21 protein-coding genes and 1 tRNA gene are annotated in these 19,998 nt (G+C 54.5%); 18 read left to right on the top strand and 4 right to left on the bottom strand.

Features of this window, described 5'->3' with window-relative positions; all coding sequences use genetic code 11:
- Nucleotides 1–545 precede the first annotated feature (545 nt).
- From GHO25_RS04360 to GHO25_RS04280, 17 genes are all read left to right on the top strand, one after another.
- Nucleotides 546–908 (top strand): ribbon-helix-helix domain-containing protein, encoded by a 363-nt coding sequence (locus tag GHO25_RS04360; RefSeq protein WP_048370565.1) that lies wholly within the window; start codon nucleotides 546–548, stop codon nucleotides 906–908.
- A 178-nt stretch (nucleotides 909–1,086) separates the two neighbouring features.
- Nucleotides 1,087–1,308, top strand: a complete 222-nt coding sequence (locus GHO25_RS04355; protein ID WP_048370564.1) for an FmdB family zinc ribbon protein — start codon at nucleotides 1,087–1,089, stop codon at nucleotides 1,306–1,308.
- Nucleotides 1,309–1,417: 109 nt separating this feature from the next.
- The gene (aspS, locus tag GHO25_RS04350) at nucleotides 1,418–3,193 is read left to right on the top strand and encodes an aspartate--tRNA ligase (protein WP_048370563.1); all 1,776 of its coding nucleotides are present in this window, start codon (nucleotides 1,418–1,420) and stop codon (nucleotides 3,191–3,193) included.
- 119 nt (nucleotides 3,194–3,312) lie between these two features.
- Nucleotides 3,313–4,059, top strand: a complete 747-nt coding sequence (locus tag GHO25_RS04345) for a YebC/PmpR family DNA-binding transcriptional regulator (RefSeq protein ID WP_153330745.1) — start codon at nucleotides 3,313–3,315, stop codon at nucleotides 4,057–4,059.
- 128 nt (nucleotides 4,060–4,187) lie between these two features.
- Nucleotides 4,188–4,712, top strand: a complete 525-nt coding sequence (ruvC, locus tag GHO25_RS04340; RefSeq protein WP_048370560.1) for a crossover junction endodeoxyribonuclease RuvC — start codon at nucleotides 4,188–4,190, stop codon at nucleotides 4,710–4,712.
- Between the two features lie 110 nt (nucleotides 4,713–4,822).
- On the top strand, nucleotides 4,823–5,431 hold the full coding sequence (gene ruvA / locus GHO25_RS04335) for a Holliday junction branch migration protein RuvA (RefSeq protein ID WP_178109979.1): 609 nt from the start codon (nucleotides 4,823–4,825) through the stop codon (nucleotides 5,429–5,431).
- The gene (gene ruvB, locus GHO25_RS04330; protein WP_178109978.1) at nucleotides 5,432–6,490 is read left to right on the top strand and encodes a Holliday junction branch migration DNA helicase RuvB; all 1,059 of its coding nucleotides are present in this window, start codon (nucleotides 5,432–5,434) and stop codon (nucleotides 6,488–6,490) included.
- A gap of 138 nt (nucleotides 6,491–6,628) precedes the next feature.
- Nucleotides 6,629–7,096 (top strand): tol-pal system-associated acyl-CoA thioesterase, encoded by a 468-nt coding sequence (gene ybgC / locus GHO25_RS04325; RefSeq protein WP_048370554.1) that lies wholly within the window; start codon nucleotides 6,629–6,631, stop codon nucleotides 7,094–7,096.
- Nucleotides 7,086–7,781, top strand: coding sequence for a protein TolQ (gene tolQ, locus GHO25_RS04320; RefSeq protein ID WP_048370552.1), 696 nt, complete (start codon nucleotides 7,086–7,088; stop codon nucleotides 7,779–7,781). Before ybgC ends, tolQ begins: the two co-directional genes overlap by 11 nt.
- A gap of 23 nt (nucleotides 7,782–7,804) precedes the next feature.
- On the top strand, nucleotides 7,805–8,257 hold the full coding sequence (gene tolR, locus GHO25_RS04315; protein WP_162207691.1) for a protein TolR: 453 nt from the start codon (nucleotides 7,805–7,807) through the stop codon (nucleotides 8,255–8,257).
- Nucleotides 8,257–9,372, top strand: a complete 1,116-nt coding sequence (tolA, locus tag GHO25_RS04310) for a cell envelope integrity protein TolA (protein ID WP_048390755.1) — start codon at nucleotides 8,257–8,259, stop codon at nucleotides 9,370–9,372. Before tolR ends, tolA begins: the two co-directional genes overlap by 1 nt.
- A 38-nt stretch (nucleotides 9,373–9,410) precedes the next feature.
- Nucleotides 9,411–10,670 (top strand): Tol-Pal system beta propeller repeat protein TolB, encoded by a 1,260-nt coding sequence (gene tolB, locus GHO25_RS04305; RefSeq protein ID WP_194286902.1) that lies wholly within the window; start codon nucleotides 9,411–9,413, stop codon nucleotides 10,668–10,670.
- 55 nt (nucleotides 10,671–10,725) lie between these two features.
- Complete coding sequence (pal, locus tag GHO25_RS04300; RefSeq protein ID WP_048370547.1) at nucleotides 10,726–11,226, top strand: peptidoglycan-associated lipoprotein Pal; 501 nt, start codon at nucleotides 10,726–10,728, stop codon at nucleotides 11,224–11,226.
- 6 nt (nucleotides 11,227–11,232) lie between these two features.
- On the top strand, nucleotides 11,233–12,045 hold the full coding sequence (ybgF, locus tag GHO25_RS04295) for a tol-pal system protein YbgF (protein WP_048370545.1): 813 nt from the start codon (nucleotides 11,233–11,235) through the stop codon (nucleotides 12,043–12,045).
- 163 nt (nucleotides 12,046–12,208) lie between these two features.
- Entirely contained in the window at nucleotides 12,209–12,856 is a 648-nt protein-coding gene (gene queE, locus GHO25_RS04290; protein WP_048370543.1) for a 7-carboxy-7-deazaguanine synthase QueE, read from the top strand.
- Nucleotide 12,857: 1 nt separating this feature from the next.
- Complete coding sequence (gene queC / locus GHO25_RS04285; RefSeq protein ID WP_178109977.1) at nucleotides 12,858–13,550, top strand: 7-cyano-7-deazaguanine synthase QueC; 693 nt, start codon at nucleotides 12,858–12,860, stop codon at nucleotides 13,548–13,550.
- A 74-nt stretch (nucleotides 13,551–13,624) separates the two neighbouring features.
- Nucleotides 13,625–13,700 (top strand) — tRNA-Lys (locus GHO25_RS04280).
- A 329-nt stretch (nucleotides 13,701–14,029) separates the two neighbouring features.
- Here the strand turns inward: GHO25_RS04280 and xerC are convergent.
- Complete coding sequence (xerC, locus tag GHO25_RS04275) at nucleotides 14,030–15,388, bottom strand: tyrosine recombinase XerC (RefSeq protein WP_153390004.1); 1,359 nt, start codon at nucleotides 15,386–15,388, stop codon at nucleotides 14,030–14,032.
- On the bottom strand, nucleotides 15,385–17,226 hold the full coding sequence (gene mobH / locus GHO25_RS04270) for a MobH family relaxase (protein WP_153390003.1): 1,842 nt from the start codon (nucleotides 17,224–17,226) through the stop codon (nucleotides 15,385–15,387). Before mobH ends, xerC begins: the two co-directional genes overlap by 4 nt.
- A 420-nt stretch (nucleotides 17,227–17,646) precedes the next feature.
- Here mobH and GHO25_RS04265 point away from each other — a divergent pair, with 420 nt between their 5' ends.
- A complete protein-coding gene (locus GHO25_RS04265; protein WP_153390002.1) occupies nucleotides 17,647–18,057 on the top strand; it encodes a hypothetical protein in 411 nt (136 codons plus the stop codon).
- Nucleotides 18,058–18,083: 26 nt separating this feature from the next.
- On the opposite strand, the gene GHO25_RS04260 is transcribed toward GHO25_RS04265, so the two are convergent.
- Both GHO25_RS04260 and GHO25_RS04255 read right to left on the bottom strand, forming a co-directional pair.
- A complete protein-coding gene (locus GHO25_RS04260) occupies nucleotides 18,084–19,619 on the bottom strand; it encodes a conjugal transfer protein TraG N-terminal domain-containing protein (protein ID WP_153390001.1) in 1,536 nt (511 codons plus the stop codon).
- Nucleotides 19,616–19,996, bottom strand: coding sequence for a DUF4153 domain-containing protein (locus GHO25_RS04255; protein WP_123749936.1), 381 nt, complete (start codon nucleotides 19,994–19,996; stop codon nucleotides 19,616–19,618). Before GHO25_RS04255 ends, GHO25_RS04260 begins: the two co-directional genes overlap by 4 nt.
- Nucleotides 19,997–19,998: the final 2 nt, after the last annotated feature.

Genomic DNA, 19,998 nt, shown 5'->3' with positions numbered 1-19,998 from the left:
GTGTCGTATTGGAACGTGTCCAAATTAAAATGGGAGGCAAATATCCGAGAGCCAACGACCGTTGGTCGATTTTTTTTGTTGAGCGATAAGTATTGAGTGTGGCTTATAACGTGTAGGTTATCTGTAATAAAGGTGTGCGCAGTTAATGGGTTGTTATTAAGGGGCGGGTTAAGTTCCTATAAAGGATTACGTATAGGTATCTGGTTGTAGTGTTTAAATATCGCTGAGTAGAAGTGGTAGTTGGTATGAGTCGTTGTTGTTCAGTCTTTTTTTTGTCGTGAAGGCAAGGTGTCTCTTAATGTGTGGGATGCAGGATTTCAATGGTTCTGGCTGTGTGCGTGCGGCTGGGTCCGGCAGTGCAGGGGCTTGATTTCAGTGCCGTGCAGGAAGGGAGGGGCGGATTCAGGATGGTTGCCGAGAGTGCTCCTACAGAGATGCGGGTTAAGTCTGCTGGATAAGAAGTTTTGCATAATGTTTTATGAGGGTGTGTTCATGTTGAATCGCTATTAATTATATCTTAGGCGTTGTGATGGAGACTTTTATATATGGGGCGTTTAATACGGCAAGCAGGTGGTGGTGGGCGCTTATTGCAGAGGGCTAGAATTGATCCGGTGATTCTGGACTTTGGTATGGGGTCGGCTCAGCCACTGTCGAAGTCTGTCAGGTTAAATGGTTTTGCGACCTGCTTGCGGCTAGAAGAGATTTATTGGGAGGTGCTGTCAGATATTTCCCAGTGTAACCATTGCTCAATTAATGCATTACTGTCGTATATCGATAGAGAGATTCATTTGCGTCACGGTGGTGTGAAGAATTTCAGCGGTCTGATTCGAGTGGTCTGTGTGATGCACCTGATGAAGGGCGGTCGCTCTGCCCGGGGCGTGCTGCCAGAACAGATGTGGGTAGGGTGATGTGCGGTGTTGGGCGTCATTAAGTGTTCAGTGGCTTGCAATCTTTCAATATTCAGGCTTTCTTTGAGGTGTTAAGGCTGCTCATGCGGCTGCATTGGCTCGATTTACCAGATATAATCTCGCGCTTTGCTGTGTGGCCCCTGACGGGTTGCCGCTAACGGATTGTCGAGACACGCCAATGCCCATGTACGATTACCAATGTGCTTCCTGTGGTCATCAGCTGGAAGCCATCCAAAAGATCAGTGACTCGCCACTGGTTGATTGTCCTGCCTGCCAGGCGCCTGAGCTGAAGAAACTGCTGTCCATGCCAGGCTTTCGCCTAAGCGGAACAGGCTGGTATGAAACAGACTTCAAGACGGGCGCGAAAAAGAATCTGGCAGGCGGCGACAAGTCCGACTGAGGTTGAGCGAAAGCCCTCTGAACACAAGCGGGATCTTGCAGTCACACCAGCACCGACGGTGCGCAAGACCTCCACCGAATTACGAATTACGAGAAGTGAAACCACTACCATGATGCGCAGCCATTATTGCGGCCAACTGAACGAAAGCCTGGAAGGCCAGGAAATTACCCTTTGCGGATGGGTTCATCGTCGCCGTGACCACGGTGGGGTGATTTTCCTCGATATCCGTGATCGTGATGGTCTGGCGCAGGTTGTGTTCGATCCGGATCGTGCTGAGACCTTCGCTGCTGCCGACCGCGTGCGCAGCGAGTACGTTGTCAAGGTGACCGGTAAGGTTCGCCTGCGTCCGGCCGGTGCTGTGAACGCCAACATGGCCTCGGGCATGATCGAAGTGCTGGGTTACGAGCTGGAAGTCCTGAACGAAGCTGAGACTCCGCCGTTCCCATTGAACGAATTCTCTGACGTTGGCGAAGAAACCCGCCTGCGTTATCGCTTTATCGACCTGCGTCGCCCAGAGATGCTCGACAAGCTGCGTCTGCGTTCGCGCATGACCACCAGCATTCGTCGCTACCTGGACGAAAACGGCTTCCTGGACGTTGAAACACCGATCCTGACCCGTGCCACCCCTGAAGGTGCGCGTGACTACCTGGTGCCAAGCCGTACCCACGCCGGTTCTTTCTTCGCCTTGCCGCAGTCGCCGCAACTGTTCAAACAGCTGCTGATGGTGGCCGGTTTCGACCGTTACTATCAGATCGCCAAGTGCTTCCGTGACGAAGACCTGCGTGCCGACCGTCAGCCTGAGTTCACTCAGATCGACATCGAGACCAGCTTCCTCGACGAAAAAGACATCATGGGCCTGACCGAAGGCATGATCCGCAACCTGTTCAAGGAAGTGCTGGATCTGGAGTTCGGTGAATTCCCGCACATGACCTTCGAAGAAGCCATGCGTCGCTACGGTTCCGACAAGCCAGACCTACGTAACCCGCTGGAACTGGTTGACGTTGCCGACCAGCTTAAAGAAGTGGATTTCAAGGTGTTCAGCGGCCCGGCCAACGACCCTAAATGCCGTATTGCCGCCCTGCGTGTGCCGGGTGCTGCGAGCATGCCGCGCAAGCAGATCGACGACTACACCAAGTTCGTTGGCATCTACGGTGCCAAAGGCCTGGCGTACATCAAGGTCAACGAGCGGGCTAAAGGTGTTGAAGGTCTGCAATCGCCGATCGTTAAAAACATCCCTGAAGCTAACCTCAATGTGATCCTGGATCGCGTTGGCGCAGTCGATGGCGACATCGTGTTCTTCGGTGCCGACAAGGCCAAGATCGTCAGCGAAGCGCTGGGCGCACTGCGGATCAAGGTGGGTAACGACCTGAACCTGCTGACTTGCGAGTGGGCGCCAATGTGGGTTGTCGACTTCCCGATGTTCGAAGAGAACGACGACGGCAGCTTCAGCGCCTTGCACCACCCGTTCACCGCACCAAAATGCTCGCCAGAAGAGCTGGAAGCCAACCCGGCTACCGCTCTGTCCCGCGCATACGACATGGTGTTGAACGGTACTGAGCTGGGTGGCGGTTCGATCCGTATCCATCGTAAAGAAATGCAGCAAGCGGTGTTCCGCCTGTTGGGCATTGATGAAGCAGAGCAAGAAGAGAAGTTCGGCTTCCTGCTCGACGCCCTGAAGTACGGCGCACCGCCGCACGGTGGCTTGGCATTCGGTCTTGACCGTCTGGTGATGCTGATGACTGGTGCTCAGTCGATTCGTGAAGTGATTGCCTTCCCGAAAACCCAGAGCGCTGCCTGTGTTATGACTCAGGCGCCAGGTCTGGTAGATGCCAAAGCGTTGCGCGAGCTGCACATTCGTTTGCGCGAACAGCCTAAGGCGGAGTAAGTCTGACCTTCAAAGGCGCATCTTCGGATGCGCCTTTGTCATTGGGTCGAGCATTTTTATTGCGGGGCCATGGCATGTGCTGAGGCCGGCAAGGTTTCATCAAGGATTCGGAGTGGGTTATGGCAGGTCATTCTAAGTGGGCGAACATCAAGCACCGCAAAGAGCGTCAGGATGCCAAAAAAGGCAAGATTTTCACCAAGTGGATTCGTGAACTGACCGTTGCTGCCCGTCAGGGCGGTGGCGATCCTGCTACGAACCCGCGTCTGCGACTGGCGCTGGACAAGGCGCTGGGCGCGAACATGAGCCGCGACATCATTGATCGGGCGATCGCGCGGGGTGCTGGCGCGGCTGAAACCGACGATATGGTCGAGCTGAGCTACGAAGGTTACGGCCCGGGCGGCGTGGCGGTGATGGTCGAATGCATGACCGACAACCGTAACCGTACGGCGGCTGCGGTGCGTCATGCGTTCAGCAAGTGCGGTGGCAACCTGGGCACGGATGGCTCGGTGGCCTATCTGTTCGAGCGCAAGGGGCAGATTTCCTTTGCAGCGGGCGTTGATGAAGATGCCTTGATGGAAGCTGCGATGGAAGCCGATGCCGATGACGTGGTGACCAACAGCGATGGCTCCATCGATGTCTTCACCTCGTTTTCGGGCTTTTACGCGGTTCGCAACGCCCTTGAGGCGGCGGGTTTTGCCCCGGCTGATGCAGAAATCGTGATGTTGCCCACCACCAGTGCCGAGCTGGATCTGGAGGGCGCTGAAAAAGTGCTTAAGCTGATCGACATGCTCGAAGACCTGGATGACGTGCAAAACGTCTACTCCAACGCTGAAATCCCGGATGCGGTGCTGGAACAGCTCGCCTGACCTGAACCCGTCTAACAGAGGCCGGAGGTGCAACGCCGCGATGATCGCGGCGCTGTGCACCTCCGGCTTCTGCCTTTAAGCTGTCCGGGTATGTGCCGGTGGGCGTCACTTCATAAGCTGCAGGCGTTATGACTCTTATTCTTGGTATTGACCCGGGTTCGCGAATCACCGGCTATGGCGTAGTGCAAGACACTGGGCGTGGCTGTGTGTACGTGGCCTCGGGGTGTATTCGTACAGGCGGCGGCGAACTGCATGAGCGTTTGCAGATTGTCTATCGTGGGGTGCGTGAGGTTATTCAGACCTACGGCCCGGTCACCATGGGCATTGAAAAAGTCTTTATGGCCCGCAATGCCGACTCGGCCTTGAAGCTGGGTCAGGCCAGAGGGGCTGCAATTGTCGCGGGTGCCGAAGAAAGCCTGGAGATTGCCGAATATTCTGCAACACAAATCAAGCAGGCTGTAGCGGGGACGGGCGGAGCGAATAAAGAGCAGGTGATGATGATGGTCATGCACTTGCTCAAGCTCACCACCAAACCACAGGTCGATGCTTCTGATGCGCTGGCGATTGCTTTGTGCCATGCGCACACCCGTTCCAGCCTGTTGCCTCATGGTTTGGGGGCGGCGCGCCGCCGTGGCGGGCGTTTGCGTCTCTGAAAAGGGCCTTCTAGCCTGATTAAACTTGCTAACAGGGCTGCACCTGCAATGATGCGGCTCTGTTGTTCTACTTGTCAGCCATTGATCTGGCCAGAGAAAAGGATCTGAACGTGATTGGACGCTTGCGTGGCACTCTGGCTGAAAAACAGCCGCCGCACTTGATTCTCGATGTAAACGGCTTGGGCTATGAGGTCGAAGTGCCCATGATCACGCTGTATCGTTTGCCTTCAATTGGTGAGCCGCTGACCCTGCACACGCACTTGGTGGTTCGCGAAGATGCGCAGTTGCTCTATGGTTTCAGTGGTAAGCGTGAGCGTGACTTCTTTCGTGAGCTGATCCGCCTGAATGGCGTCGGTCCCAAGCTCGCGCTGGCCTTGATGTCCAGTTTGGAGGTTGATGAGCTGGTGCGTTGCGTGCAGGCTCAGGACACCTCGGCCTTGACCAAGGTGCCGGGAGTCGGCAAAAAAACAGCCGAACGGTTACTGGTTGAACTCAAGGATCGCTTTAAGGCCTGGGAGCAAGTGCCGAGCATGTTTGCGTTGGTACCTAACCAGCCGGATGCACCGGTACCGGTGGCCAGTGCCGAGAGTGATGCAGTCAGCGCCTTGATCTCGCTGGGGTATAAACCTCAGGAGGCGAGCAAGGCGGTGTCAGCCATCAAAGACAAAACGTTGAGCAGTGAAGACATGATTCGCCGTGCCCTTAAGGGAATGATTTAAGTGATTGAAGCTGATCGTTTGATAACCGCCTCGAGTGGGCGCGACCGGGAAGACGTGCAGGATCGTGCGATTCGCCCTTTGAGCCTGGGGGATTACATTGGTCAGCCAGCTGTGCGTGAGCAGATGGAGCTGTTTATTCAAGCGGCTCGCGGGCGCGCAGAATCGCTGGACCACACGCTGATCTTTGGCCCGCCCGGTTTGGGCAAAACCACGTTGGCCAACATCATTGCCCAGGAAATGGGCGTGTCGATCAAGAGCACCTCGGGCCCTGTGCTTGAACGGCCCGGTGATCTTGCTGCGTTGCTGACCAATCTTGAGCCCCACGACGTGCTGTTTATCGATGAAATTCATCGACTGTCGCCGATTGTGGAAGAGGTCTTGTACCCGGCCATGGAAGACTTTCAGCTCGACATCATGATCGGTGAAGGGCCGGCTGCGCGCTCGATCAAACTTGATTTGCCGCCCTTTACCCTGGTGGGCGCGACGACCCGTGCCGGGATGCTGACCAACCCATTGCGCGATCGTTTCGGGATTGTTCAGCGGCTAGAGTTCTATAGTACGGATGACCTGGCAACGATCGTCAGCCGTTCGGCCAGCATTTTTGGTTTGCCGCTTGATCCGGAAGGCGCTTTTGAAATTGCTCGTCGGGCGCGGGGTACGCCGCGTATCGCCAATCGTCTGCTGCGCCGGGTGCGTGATTTCGCCGAAGTGCGCGCCAAGGGGCACATCACCAAGGCGGTAGCAGACCTGGCGCTCAATCTGCTGGACGTAGATGAGCATGGTTTCGATCATCAGGACCGGCGTTTGCTGCTGACCATGATCGAGAAGTTCGATGGTGGGCCGGTGGGTATCGATAACCTTGCCGCCGCCATCAGCGAAGAGCGTCACACCATTGAGGATGTGCTGGAGCCGTACCTGATTCAGCAGGGCTACATCATGCGTACGCCTCGGGGTCGAGTGGTGACGCGACATGCTTATTTACACTTTGGTCTGAACATTCCGTCACGACTGGGCGAAACCCCCGCTGTGGATGGTTTTTTGAACGCTGTGGATGATTAATTAAGCGATCCGCAGCTGATTTTTTTGCGCTTTTTGCTGTCTCAAGGGCTGGCGCTAAAAAACTTGGGTATTAAAGTCTAAGAAGCGTAAAAAACAGTGGTTTGGCGGATTGGCAACCTGAGGAGTAAGCACTAGAGTATGCGCGCGCAAAACAGGCTTGAGCCGTTCGCACATCGCTGTCGCGTTTATTACGAAGACACCGATGCGGGTGGCGTCGTGTATTACGTAAATTATCTTAAGTTTATGGAGCGGGCTCGAACCGAAAGGCTGCGGGAGCTGGGCTTTGCCCAATCCGCGCTGGCAGGCGAGAACCTGTTATTTGTCGTGCATTCCAGCGAGGCGCGTTACCACGCACCGGCGCGACTGGACGACGAACTGTTGATCAGCGCACAAGTAACAGAACTCAACCGTGCGAGCCTGCGTTTCAAGCAGCAGGTCTGGCGGGCTGCGGATACAACCTTGCTCTGTGAAGGGCAGTTTTTGGTGGCCTGTGTGCGCGCCGATAGTTTTAAACCCCGGGCCATTCCCGAAGCTTTACGTACGGCCTTTGCCGACGTAAGCGGCGCGGGTAAACATTTAGAGCAGGAGATAAAGCGTGGAAGCTAACGTCGTCGACCATTCCTCCATGTGGAGTTTGGTCAGCAATGCCAGCATTGTGGTGCAGTTGGTAATGTTGACCTTGCTGGCTGCATCGGTTACCTCGTGGATTATGATTTTTCAGCGCAGCACCATGCTGCGTGCCGGTCGACGTGCCCTGGACAGCTTTGAGGAGCGTTTCTGGTCGGGCATCGATTTGTCAAAACTGTATCGTCAGGCGGGCAGCAACCCGGACCCTGATTCTGGCGTTGAACAAATCTTCCGCGCCGGTTTCAAAGAGTTCTCGCGTTTGCGTCAACAGCCGGGCGTTGACCCGGAAGCCGTCATGGAAGGCGTTGCGCGTGCCATGCGTGTAGCGATTTCGCGCGAAGAAGAAAAACTGGAGCAAAGCCTGCCATTTCTGGCAACCGTTGGTTCGGTCAGCCCGTACATCGGTCTGTTCGGTACCGTGTGGGGCATCATGAACTCCTTCCGTGGTCTGGCGACTGCCCAGCAAGCGACCCTGGCGACCGTTGCACCGGGTATTGCTGAAGCATTGGTTGCAACCGCGATTGGTCTGTTTGCTGCCATCCCGGCTGTTATTGCTTACAACCGCTTTGCTGCACGTAGCGAAACGCTGATCAGCCGCTACTACACCTTCGCCGATGAATTCCAGGCGATCCTGCACCGTAAAGTGCACACCAGCGAAGAATAAGCAGGTAATTCCCAATGGCTTTAATCGCTCGAGCTCGCAAGAAGCGCAAGCCGGTTGCCGAAATGAACGTAGTGCCATACATCGACGTGATGCTGGTGCTGCTGGTGATTTTCATGGTGACCGCACCGATGCTCAACCAGGGTGTGAAAGTTGATTTGCCTAAGGTCTCCAGCGAGGCCTTGCCGCAAGACAACAACACTCAGGTTCTGACAATTTCGATCAAGGCTGACAAGACCTATTACTGGAACCTTGGCAGTGAAGTTGACACCGATAAACAAATGGACAAGGCGATGACCTTGCCTCAGATGACTGACGCGGTGACCAAGATCATTCGCGCGGGCAACGAGGGCGGCAAGCAGACCCAAGTCTTTATTCGCGGTGACAAAACCGTGGATTACGGCGCTGTAATGGGTGCCATGGGTGGCCTGCAAAAAGCTGGGGTCGGTAACGTTGGCTTGATTACCGAGGCTCCCTGATGCGCGACCAGCGGGAGCCGTCCGCCTCTGAAAATTATTTTTGGCCTACCGTCTGGGCTGTAGGGCTGCACGTCCTGATTTTCGGCATGCTGTTCGCCAGCTTTGCCATGACGCCAGAATTGCCGCCCGCAAAACCCATTGTTCAAGCTACTTTGTATCAACTGAAGTCAAAAAGTCAGGCGACGACTCAAACCAATCAGAAGATTGCGGGTGAGGCAAAAAAATCGGCTGCGCGTCAGACTGAAGTCGAACAGATGGAGCAGAAGAAGGTTGAACAGGAAGCTGTAAAAGCCGCGGAACAAAAGAAACAAGAGGTTGCCGAGAAGGCAGCTGAAGCGAAGAAAGCAGACGAAGCCAAAAAAGCGGACGAAGCGAAGAAGGCGGACGAGGCTAAAAAAGCCGACGAAGCCAAGAAGGCCGATGACGCGAAGAAAGCCGACGATGCCAAAAAGGCAGCGGACGCTAAAAAGGCTGAAGAGAAAAAGCTGGCTGATATCGCTAAAAAGAAAGCAGACGACGAGGCTAAAAAAGCCGCTGAAGAAGAGGCCAAGAAACAGGCCGCTGAAGACGCGAAGAAGAAAGCCGCTGAGGATGCCAAGAAAAAAGCGGCTGAGGACGCCAAGAAAAAGGCTGCCGCAGACGACGCGAAGAAGAAAGCTGCTGAAGATGCCAAGAAGAAAGCCACTGCTGAAGCGGCCAAGAAAAAGGCTGTAGAAGCAGCGCGTAAATCTGCCGAAGAGAAAAAGGCCCAGGCCTTGGCGGATTTGCTTTCTGATACGCCGCAACGCCAGCAGGCGTTGGCAGACGAGCAGGGTGATGAGGTCGCCGGTAACTTTGATGACCTGATTCGCTCTCGCGCTGCAGAAGGTTGGGCGCGTCCACCTTCGGCCCGTAAGAACATGAAGGTTGTGCTGCAAATTGGCATGTTGCCAGATGGCACGGTAACGTCGGTGACGGTTGCCAAGTCCAGTGGTGATGGTCCGTTTGACAGTTCGGCTGTGGCAGCGGTCAAAAACATTGGCCGTTTAACGGAAATGCAAGGCTTGAAGCCTAGCGATTTTAATCCTTACCGATCATTCAAGATGACATTCACACCTGAGGATCTAGCCTTGTGATTAAATTTTTTCGAGGACTGCTCGTCATCGTCTGCTGCATGGCAGGGATGGCTGTAGCTGAAGAAAAGAACATCCTGGTTACCAGCGGTAGCGACCGGGCAACACCTATTGCAGTCGTGCCGTTCGGCTGGCAGGGCGGTACCGTCCTGCCTGACGACATCGCTGAAATTGTGGGTAACGACCTGCGTAACTCGGGTTACTACTCACCGATTCCAAAGCAGAACATGATCAGCCAGCCGACCCAGGCCAGCGAAGTCATCTTCCGTGACTGGAAGGCGCTGGGCGCACAGTACGTGATGGTCGGTAATATCGTGCCAGCGGGCGGTCGCCTGCAGGTGCAATATGCCTTGTTCAACGTGTCGACCGAGCAACCGGTGTTGACCGGCAGCGTGTCGGGCACCACTGAGCAACTGCGCGACATGGCGCACTACATTTCTGACCAGTCGTTTGAAAAACTGACCGGCATCAGAGGTGCATTTTCGACCCGTCTGCTCTACGTGACGGCCGAGCGCGCCAGTGTCAACAACACCCGCTACACCCTGCAGCGCTCCGACTACGATGGCGCGCGTGCGGTGACCCTGCTGCAATCGCGCGAGCCGATCCTGTCGCCACGCTTTGCACCGGATGGCAAGCGCATCGCTTATGTATCGTTCGAGCAGAAGCGTCCGCGCATCTTCGTTCAGAACATCGATACCGGCCATCGTGAGCAAGTCACCAACTTTGAAGGCCTGAACGGTGCGCCAGCCTGGTCGCCGGATGGTTCGAAGCTGGCGTTTGTACTGTCTAAAGACGGCAACCCGGACATCTACGTGATGAACATGGCCTCGCGCCAGATCACCCGCGTGACCAACGGTCCTGGTATCAACACCGAGCCGTTCTGGGGCAAGGATGGTTCGACCATCTACTTCACGTCTGACCGTGGTGGTAAGCCACAAGTCTACAAAACCACGATCGGTAGTGGTGCAGCGCAGCGCGTGACCTTTATCGGTAACTACAACGCCAACCCTAAGCTGTCGGCGGATGAAAAGACCTTGGTCATGATTCATCGTCAGGACGGATTTACTAATTTCCGTGTTGCGGCTCAAGATTTGGAAAGAGGAAGTGTAAAAATCCTCACAGATACTAACCTTGATGAGTCAGCTACTGTTGCGCCCAACGGCACCATGGTAATCTACGCCACCCGCCAGCAGGGCCGGGGAGTCTTGATGCTCGTGTCCATCAATGGACGCGTAAGGCTCCCTCTTCCTACCGCTCAAGGCGAAGTCAGAGAACCTTCCTGGTCCCCTTACCTGAACTGACGTGGTGATAGATTCAAGTTGCACATAACACTTGGGGTTCATTAGGAGTTTTACGATGGAAATGCTGAAGTTTGGTAAATTCGCTGCGCTGGCACTGGCCATGGCTGTAGCTGTAGGTTGCTCGTCCAAAGGCGGCGACAATGCCGGTGAAGGCGCTGCTGTTGATCCAAACGCTGGTTACGGCGCAAACACAGGCGCTGTTGATGGCTCCCTGAGCGAAGAAGCTGCTCTGCGTGCCATTACTGTTTTCTACTTCGAATATGATTCTTCGGACCTGAAACCAGAAGCAATGCGCGCTCTGGACGTTCACGCTAAAGACCTGAAAGCTAGCGGCGCTCGCGTCGTTCTGGAAGGTAACACTGACGCCCGTGGTACTCGTGAGTACAACATGGCACTGGGCGAGCGTCGTGCGAAAGCCGTTCAACGCTACCTGGTACTGCAAGGTGTTTCTCCAGCACAACTGGAGCTGGTGTCCTACGGTAAAGAGCGTCCAGTTGCTACTGGCAACGACGAACAGTCGTGGGCTCAGAACCGTCGCGTCGAACTGCGTAAGTAATTCGTCATGCGAACGTGCCGCCGTGCTGTAACTATTCTGACTCTCAGCCTCATGCCGCTAGCGGCATGGGCTGCGGTTCCTGTGGTCGATGACAACTCTGGCAATAGCGGGGGGAGTTATCCATCACCGGGTTATGGTGCGAGCGGCGCCTATGCCGGGGGAGGGGTTTCGACCCCTGTCTCGGCACAGGGCGAGCTGTTCAACCAACTGCAACAAATGCAGGATCAGATCTCACGCCAACAGGGTGTGATCGAAGTTTTGCAAAATGATATTTCACGCATGAAGCAAGAAAGCCTGGAGCGATACCAGGAACTTGATCGGCGTATTGGTACGGGCGCTCCTGCAGCTGCCGCACCTGATAATTCTGCTGCCGGTGGTGCTGCTGCCGCCGGTAATACTGCAGCGCCTGCACCTCAGGCTGCTGCCAGCTCGGAACCGGGTGATCCAGCGAAAGAAAAGCTCTACTACGATGCTGCTTTCGACTTGATCAAAGCCAAGGATTTCGACAAAGCCAGTCAGGCCTTTGCGGCCTTTCTGCGCAAATACCCAAACAGCCAATACGCGGGCAATGCTCAGTACTGGTTGGGTGAAGTGAGCTTGGCCAAAGGCGACCTGCAAGGTGCTGGTCAGGCCTTCGCCAAAGTGAGCCAGCTATATCCCAAGCACGCCAAAGTGCCGGATTCGCTCTACAAGCTGGCTGACGTAGAGCGCCGTCTGGGCCATACCGACAAAGTAAAAGGCATCTTGCAACAGGTTGTTGCACAGTATCCTGGCACGTCGGCGGCACAGTTGGCCCAGCGCGATTTGCAGCGCATGTAAGCCATACGAAGCTTTCATCGAGAAACCCGCGCTTGTCGCGGGTTTTTTCGTTAGAATCCACGCCCTTTTATGAAATACGCTCTTCTGAGTCCTGCGAGTGCAGATTCTTTAGAGTGCCTGACGGAGGCGGACAGCCTGTTTAGCTGTTACGCCCGTGGCGGATATGCAAGACACATTGAGAATTACCGAAGTTTTTTACTCTTTGCAGGGTGAAACGCGAACGGCTGGCCTGCCCACCGTTTTTGTACGTCTAACGGGCTGCCCATTGCGCTGCCAGTATTGCGACAGTGCCTACGCCTTCAGTGGCGGCACCGTGCGCTCCCTCGACAGCATTCTTGAGCAAGTGGCCGATTTTCGTCCGCGCTACGTGTGTGTGACGGGTGGCGAGCCCTTGGCGCAGCCTAATGCCATTCCATTGCTTAAGCAGCTTTGCGACGCGGGTTACGACGTCTCGATCGAGACCAGTGGTGCGCTGGATATTTCGGCTGTCGACCCACGCGTCAGTCGTGTGCTCGACCTGAAAACCCCTGGCTCCAAAGAGTCCCATCGCAACCTCTACGAAAACATTGCGTTGTTGACGCCGCACGATCAGGTCAAGTTCGTGATCTGCTCGCGCGAGGACTACGACTGGGCAGTGTCCAAGCTGATTGAATACGGTTTGGAGCGACGCGCCGGTGAAGTGCTGTTTTCGCCGAGCCATCACGATCTGGCGGCCCGTGACCTGGCCGACTGGATTGTCGCGGACAACTTGCCTGTACGTTTGCAAATGCAACTGCACAAATATCTTTGGAATGACGAGCCGGGGCGCTGAAATGACTGAACACACTGCTGTCACTGAAAAAAGAGCGGTAATTTTGCTGTCCGGCGGCCTCGACTCGGCCACCGTGGTGGCCATGGCTCGCGCTGAAGGTTATCGCTGCTACACCATGAGCTTTGATTACGGCCAGCGCCATCGCGCCGAGCTCGACGCTGCAGCACGTGTTGCTCGCGACCTGGGCGCGGTTGAGCACAAAGTCATTGGCTTGAACCTGGACGGTATTGGCGGCTCAGCCCTGACCGACAGCTCCATTGATGTACCCGAAGCACCCAGCGAAGGCATCCCGGTAACCTACGTGCCGGCTCGTAACACCGTATTCCTGTCATTGGCCTTGGGTTGGGCAGAAGTGCTGCAAGCGCGGGACATCTTCATTGGCGTCAATGCCGTGGACTATTCCGGCTACCCGGACTGCCGTCCGGAGTTCGTAGAAGCCTTCGAAGCCATGGCCAACCTGGCGACCAAAGCCGGTGTTGAGGGGCAGGGCTTTCGCATCAAAGCGCCCCTGCAAAACATGAGCAAGGCGCAGATCGTCCAGGCGGGAATCAAGCTCGGCGTGGATTATTCACTCACCGTATCCTGCTACCAGGCCGACGCCCAAGGCCAAGCCTGCGGTAAATGCGACAGCTGCCGCCTGCGTGCAGAAGGCTTTCAAGCGGCCGGCGTTTCGGACCCAACACGTTACTTTTGATTTATTTCACATTTATTTTTAACAAGGTGTTGAATTCTCGTTAAAAATCAGTATTATACGCACCACAACGAAGCGGGTCGTTAGCTCAGTTGGTAGAGCAGTTGGCTTTTAACCAATTGGTCGTAGGTTCGAATCCCACACGACCCACCATATGCAACATCAAAACAGCCGGTACGCACCTCAGGGTCTACCGGCTTTTTTGTGCCTGAAATTCGGTGGGACGCGCAGACTGAAAGGCAAGAAGTTCACCATGCACTTGCTGACATGCAGCCGTCTTAGGGCGAACAGTAGTTTCGCGCCGGGGTGATGTCAATCTGCAGTAGCCCACTGGCGGTGCCATTTGATCAAAATACGAAGTGTCTGTCGGACGACGTTCCTTGCTAGGTAGGAATGTTCGTATATCAATAGTGTTGCTGTCAGTTGAACGTATTTGAAAAAGGCTCCGCATCGATCAGCCACTGACATGAACCTTGTACGCGTTAGCCCCAATCATAATTTTTTATACAGCCACGCGTGATCATGAGGGCGAAGAGGGTTGAGGGTTCTGAACCATCGTCTCTATTGGAGGGTGGTGGCAAGTTCAGGTCTTGCCACCAGGTCCCAGGGCCATCCCACGACAGTTCGTGGCTCAGCCCTGTGCCGACGGGAAGGATTGCTTGGTCCAGCGAATAGCGTTCTGACGGTAAGCGTTCAACCTGTGTCAGCAGCTTTGAGCCTGTAGCCGGTTGATGCTGCAACTGACACGTCTCGACCACAATGCATTCAACGTCTTTGTCGTCGGATAGCTCTGGCGTTTGCTCTATCAAAAGAGCGGGTGGCTGCGCCTCAGGCGTAGGGGGGGAGATAACAGCAGGAGCAGGCGGCATTTGCTCATCGACACGCCGTTCAAAGGTAATCGCACCTTGCGACACGCTCCGCTCGTGCAGTACAGCTCTCATCAACTCGTAATCAGTTTCGATGTAGCCCAGCGTCGTGGCGATATTGGAGTGATTGAGCAGGCTCTTGGTTATGTGGATGTTGCGCTCAGGGTGACGCATCAAGTCTGTAGCAATGGTGTGTCTGAACCGGTGGGGAGTCATGCGGACCCCGAACTTGGCTATCAACTTGCGATACATGCCCTCGACTTGATCGGTGTTCATGACCACTGCGCGGTAGTGGATCGAAAAGCGGTTAACGTTAAACAGTTGATCCTTGGGTTTCATGCCGATGCTGTTGGCTGAATCCAGCAGCCGCCTCAAGTGGGGGGCAAGACCAGGACAGATCGGTATGGAGAACTCACGGTGAGTTTTCTCGGTGTCTGCCTGCACCCGGATCAAGCCTTTGGCCCAATCGATATCTTGATAGCGCAAGCTAAGCAGCGCATTCAGGCGGATGCCTGTGTAATAAAACATCTCGAAAACTGCGAGCCAGAACCAGGCAGGCGTAATTTGGCTGCGCTTATGGGTGCTGTGTTCTTCGGCAACCATAGACTTGAGCCATTCACGGGCGCGTTGTATGGCTTCGCGATCGACCGTTTTGCTGGGCCGTCTTGGCGGAATGACGGCAGTTTTTCTGAATGGGTTGGTCGAGGTGCACGTCAGGGTTCCCTGCTCGAGAGCAAAGCCCCAGACCGTGCGCAGGTGGTTTGAGTAGGTGTTCCAGCTCTGTTTCGACAGGCCTCGGTCCAGTAACTTTTTACGCCATGCCAGTACGGAGCGGTTATCAATTGAGTCAACCGTGACCGTTTGGCCGAAGTGTCGGAGCAAGGCCCGGGTGGCCGATAAATACATCACCCCTGTTGCAGCTCTCAGGTCGTGAGTTAAAAGGTAATCCTGTGTCAGCTCTTGTGGCGTATTCATGCAGCCCCCTCTGCAGAGTCGTTAACAAGGCTGAGGCTCACATTGTCGAAAGGGATTTCACTGAACAGTAGGGAAGGGTTGTTTAGCAGATAACCGCGAAGCTTTTTACTGCTGCGCGGACCCACGACATTAACCGTCCAGATGTTGAGACTGTTTTGTGTTTTGCGATGCAGCTTGAGCTTCTCAAAGCCGCGCTGAACCAGTTGCCAGGCATTCAGCTCCTGCGCTTTTGCCTGAGCCTCCAGAGCCGGGAACTCCTGCACAAACCGTTTGAAAATCCCCGGCGTAACCAGCATTGCCGTGCCCGATACGGTATGCACCAGTGCCTTGGCATCATTGATGATCAGCTTTCTGGAATGCACACCCTCTTTGAGCCAATCAATAAAGGCCTGGCCAAGCTGAGTCTTCTGGATGGCGGCCGCGTCTGCGACTTCAGTCGTTTGTGCATCCGGAGCGAGAGCAACAGAGTCGTTTTCTGCTTCAGACGTAACAGGATCTGATGTTGGCGGTAGAGCTTGTGCGTCGCCTCCCAGCAGTGCCATGAGAGCGTCTAAATCGTCAGGGGGCGCAGCAGTAGGGCTGCAGAAATCGGGCAGCGGCACTGCAGAGGCGGGCGGGTTGGGTTCTGTCTTGCTGAGTGCCAAAGCCGGCAGGTTGTGTTTGACGCTGCTTTCGTTGCTCGCAACCTCTTCGATCGACGTGTCGGTCTCAACCTCCAGCGTGCCGAAGTAGACCGGTGGCCGGTCACCTGGATCGCTCCATATCAGCGTCGGTGAGAGCTTGAGCAAGGTGAAGGTGTTGCGCCAACCCTTGCTGTTGTCGATCGTGGCCTTCCAGATGGCTTTGTCTTGCGCGTTGGTCTGGATGACCCCTTGGTCCTGAAGCATGTTGAAAAACGGCGCGTTTGAGGTGGGTACGCCTTCAATGCCTTGAGTCAGCAGATAGGCTCGAAGCTGGTCTGAAACAGGTTTGCTGACCAGCCATAAGGCGTCTTGAGTCAACCAGCCATCCGATGGCCCGTCAGGCTGATTGAGCTTGTAGGTCTCGCGTACCAGGTAACGCAGTCCATCAGCCAGTTGCCGTTGCAACGACTGCTTGGGAGCATCCAGTGCGCGCGCAGGATTGCCTCCCAGCTCTTGCGCGACTGAAGCTTGATCGGCCTTGACCACGATCTCACCCAAAATACCGGCGTGTTCGTACTGCCCCGACAGGATAAAAATCAATTGCGACCACGCTTCAGGAAAACCGCTGAGCCAGTCCAGGATGTTTGGGGTGAGAATCTGCGCGTAGATCAATGCCGCGGCTGCGCCGTGCAAGTGATAGTTACGCCCCTTCACATGGCGAAATCGGTAGGGCTGGGTAATTGGCCCGTGCCAAGGGTACCAGGTTGCTCCGTCCTCGAGCTCGACATGCAGGTCGACCGCAATTTTGCCGAGGTCGTGAATGAGTGCCCCGTAGGCAGCCGCGGCTGTCCAGGCTTCGGCTTGCGCGGATTGCGACTCCGGTGGTGCGCCAATGGGCAGCAAGTAGGTCTGTCGAATCTTCAAGGCATAGGCGACGATCTCCAACCCGTGATCGAGCATGCCGCCAGGATAAGCATGGTGATGGTTTTGCGATGCAGGGAGTTGCTGGACCAGCTCGGCGTAACGCTCCAGTGGTTGCCGGTAGAGTTCGACAAACTGTTGGCGGGACAGCGAAGCGCGTTGCCAGATGTTCTCCAGCAGCTTTTGCCGGCGCGCTGGTGCAAGCAGTGCTTGGCTGGACGCGGGTTGCCATAAACCATTCTGGGGAGTGGTCTGTTCGTGTGGGATTTTTCTGCATCGAAAGAAAGAAAGCATGGCCAACTCCACTATTAATCATGGGCGGGCTTTTCCTCTATCTGATGGACGTTGCTCAATTAGAAATCAATATTGGCAGCCGATCACATTTCGAGGGGCAACATGCCATTACGTCCCATGCTGAACAGATATTGGTGTGCCTAAATATTTCCAGATAGAGGCTGCTTCTCGGTTTGGCGTCGGGAGGTTCAGTTTCAGCTGTGGGGGATTTAAATCCCCGTGGTAGATGCGTTGGAGGCAGAGTGCCTTTTCGCACTTCAAGCCCTTTCGGGTAGGGCTTTTACCCTTGGGAACCTTTCCATTGGCTTTGAACAGCCATTTAACCTTTTGGGCCATTTGGGCCGGGCTTGCAAAAGCATCTCTCCCGGCGGATAGGTAATTTCAAATACCTCCAGAAGAAGTGTCATCGGAGAAGCTTTAATGGCTACATATTCCTCCAAAAGCTTTGCAGGTCGCTTAGGCTATGGCTTAGGGCGGGGTGTGCACTTTTTACTGGTTGATGAGAATTTGGTGCTTCGATGGATCAAAAGAACTGCTTTGGCTGCGTTACTTATCATTTTCATTGCTTATGCGGCCAATGTAATTATGGGCGCAGCGATCACCGTCGGATTATTGTTTTTGGGTGTCTCGCTGCTGGCTAAGTTGGGTGATTCAGGGCTGCCCGATGATTATGAAAATTCTCAGCCTTCAGAATCTAAAATTCTTTGGGGTACGAATGGTTCAGACGGTCAATGGCATGGTGAAGAGTTAGATAATGATCCACACTCTCAAGCAAATATTCATAACTCACTTTTTCACGAATCCGACTTCAATATGAATGAAAAAGATTGAAAGTTGCTAGTAGTCGACTTGTTTTTTTACTCTTTACCCGACGCAATTGATTTAATTCCTTTTTGGGTAAGTCCTCCTGCAGCTCCACCCGCTTGTTGAATGGATCTACTGCCATCAGTCAAGCCTGAGAGAGCGTTACCTGCGCTAATACCTGCCCAGCCCAAAGCTCCCATCCAAAACATCGGCAAGATGATAAACATCGCCCCCATTACAAAATTCAAAATAGCATCTTGAGTAGCAGTATTTAACCCCATCACCGGGTTAAAGCTTAGCTGTGGTGATCCAGAGCCATAGAGTGCATCCATAATTGTGCTGTCTACCCAGCGTGCTAACTGGAACCAGAAGTCGACGAAGATTAGCGCGAAGAAAATCACGGACGTCGTCATCGCAACTTTGAGTTGATAAGCACCGACAATAAGAACCAACGGAATGCATATCACCATGGCCATCTTCAAGAACGCCATGACCATTGGCAAAGCCTGGCGAACCATATCCATCGCCGGGAAGTACCCCAGAGAACCTATTGCAACTCCGAACGTACCTGCGGACCTGGCCATGCCGTTCCAAATAGTCCCATCAATCTGTCCACCGTAATCCGAGTACACACTGCCCTGAACTTGATTTGAAGGGGAGACCAATTGACGCACGAAAGACTCGTTGATTTGTTCAGGCGACATCCACTTCGCCCACCCGATTAGTTGCGTCAGAGTATCTGGGCCTATTTGATCCACCAGTCGGGCTTTCAAACCAGTCCCGCCGTCACTCCACCACTGATTACAGGTTGGGTAGCCACCACCTCCCGTAACCTGCGGCAACCCCGCATCTCGCGTGGGGTTGTAGGGCCAGGATGTTCTAGGGGTTTTGGAGTAGTCGGTGTCGTAGTACCCGGGGGTGTTTAGAAAGTAACGTGACCCAATCCAACTCAAGTCCGAGAAGGCCCCCATTTTGTCTTGCTCGGCTACCACTTCCGGGTTGCGCATAAACAGCCGAGCGCGAGAAGGGCCATAACAATCGTGAGTAAAATCGGCAACTTCCTGAGCCAGCAAGGGGTTGTTAATACGCGTGCGATCTACGTCCATCCGTAGTTGCCGTAGGTCTGTACCACAAGGAATAGCTGCGATAGCACCACTCGTCAAAGCCTTGGACAAGGCATGCATAAAGGCCCACCACAGAGGTATCTGAGCGGTTTTCCCGGCTAAAGAACTGAATGTTTTATTCCAGCCAGTCTCTGTCGGTGAAGGCAGGTTGTATTGGCATTGCTGGGACCTGCTTTGATCGAATGCCAACGAGTCGAAACTCACATTGACCGCTGGCACTCCGCACAGCGCTACAACGAAATAGCCGACGTAAATGTTAGTCTCGATCCGGGCTAAAGAGAGCACGCCTTTGTTACCCTCGTCAGCACCTTCCCCGCGTACCTTTAACCATTCTCGGATCACGATGATGCAGAAGGGCAGGGCAAACAACCCAGTGTCCGCGATCATTGCCCAGATGCCGTTGTTGATGATCCAGCCGACCAGCGTGAGGTAATACTCCAGGTAGTCATTGGTGTAGAGGGTCATAGTACATTCCCCGTCTTGAACACAAACTTGCTGACCTCAACCAGCAGAATCAACACCACTACCAGAAGCTCGATCTTGGAAAAGCGTTTGCGGTTTTTCAAACGCTCAGATTTCGGCTGATGAGCCTTGAGTTTGAGCCAGGCCACTATCATTACGGTGTAAATCATCATCCGCCATGTGAGGAGAGCCCAGTAGTGCTCTGTACGCCATTCTTCCCACTCGTGGGCGTCTTCAAACATACCCAATAAGGCCTGATTCAACAGTACCGCCAGTGCGGACACTGCCACCAAGAAGATCACGCCCAGGAGAAGCCCCCGAACTATGCGGCGGATTTTTGATGTTTTAGGCATAGCGACAGGGTTCTGAGCGTCATTCATTA

Source organism: Pseudomonas sp. FSL R10-1350, from assembly GCF_009600525.1.
GTDB classification, from domain to species: domain Bacteria; phylum Pseudomonadota; class Gammaproteobacteria; order Pseudomonadales; family Pseudomonadaceae; genus Aquipseudomonas; species Aquipseudomonas helleri.
The sequence above is the reverse complement of the archived record's forward strand: the minus strand, read 5'-3'. Positions and strand labels throughout refer to the sequence as shown.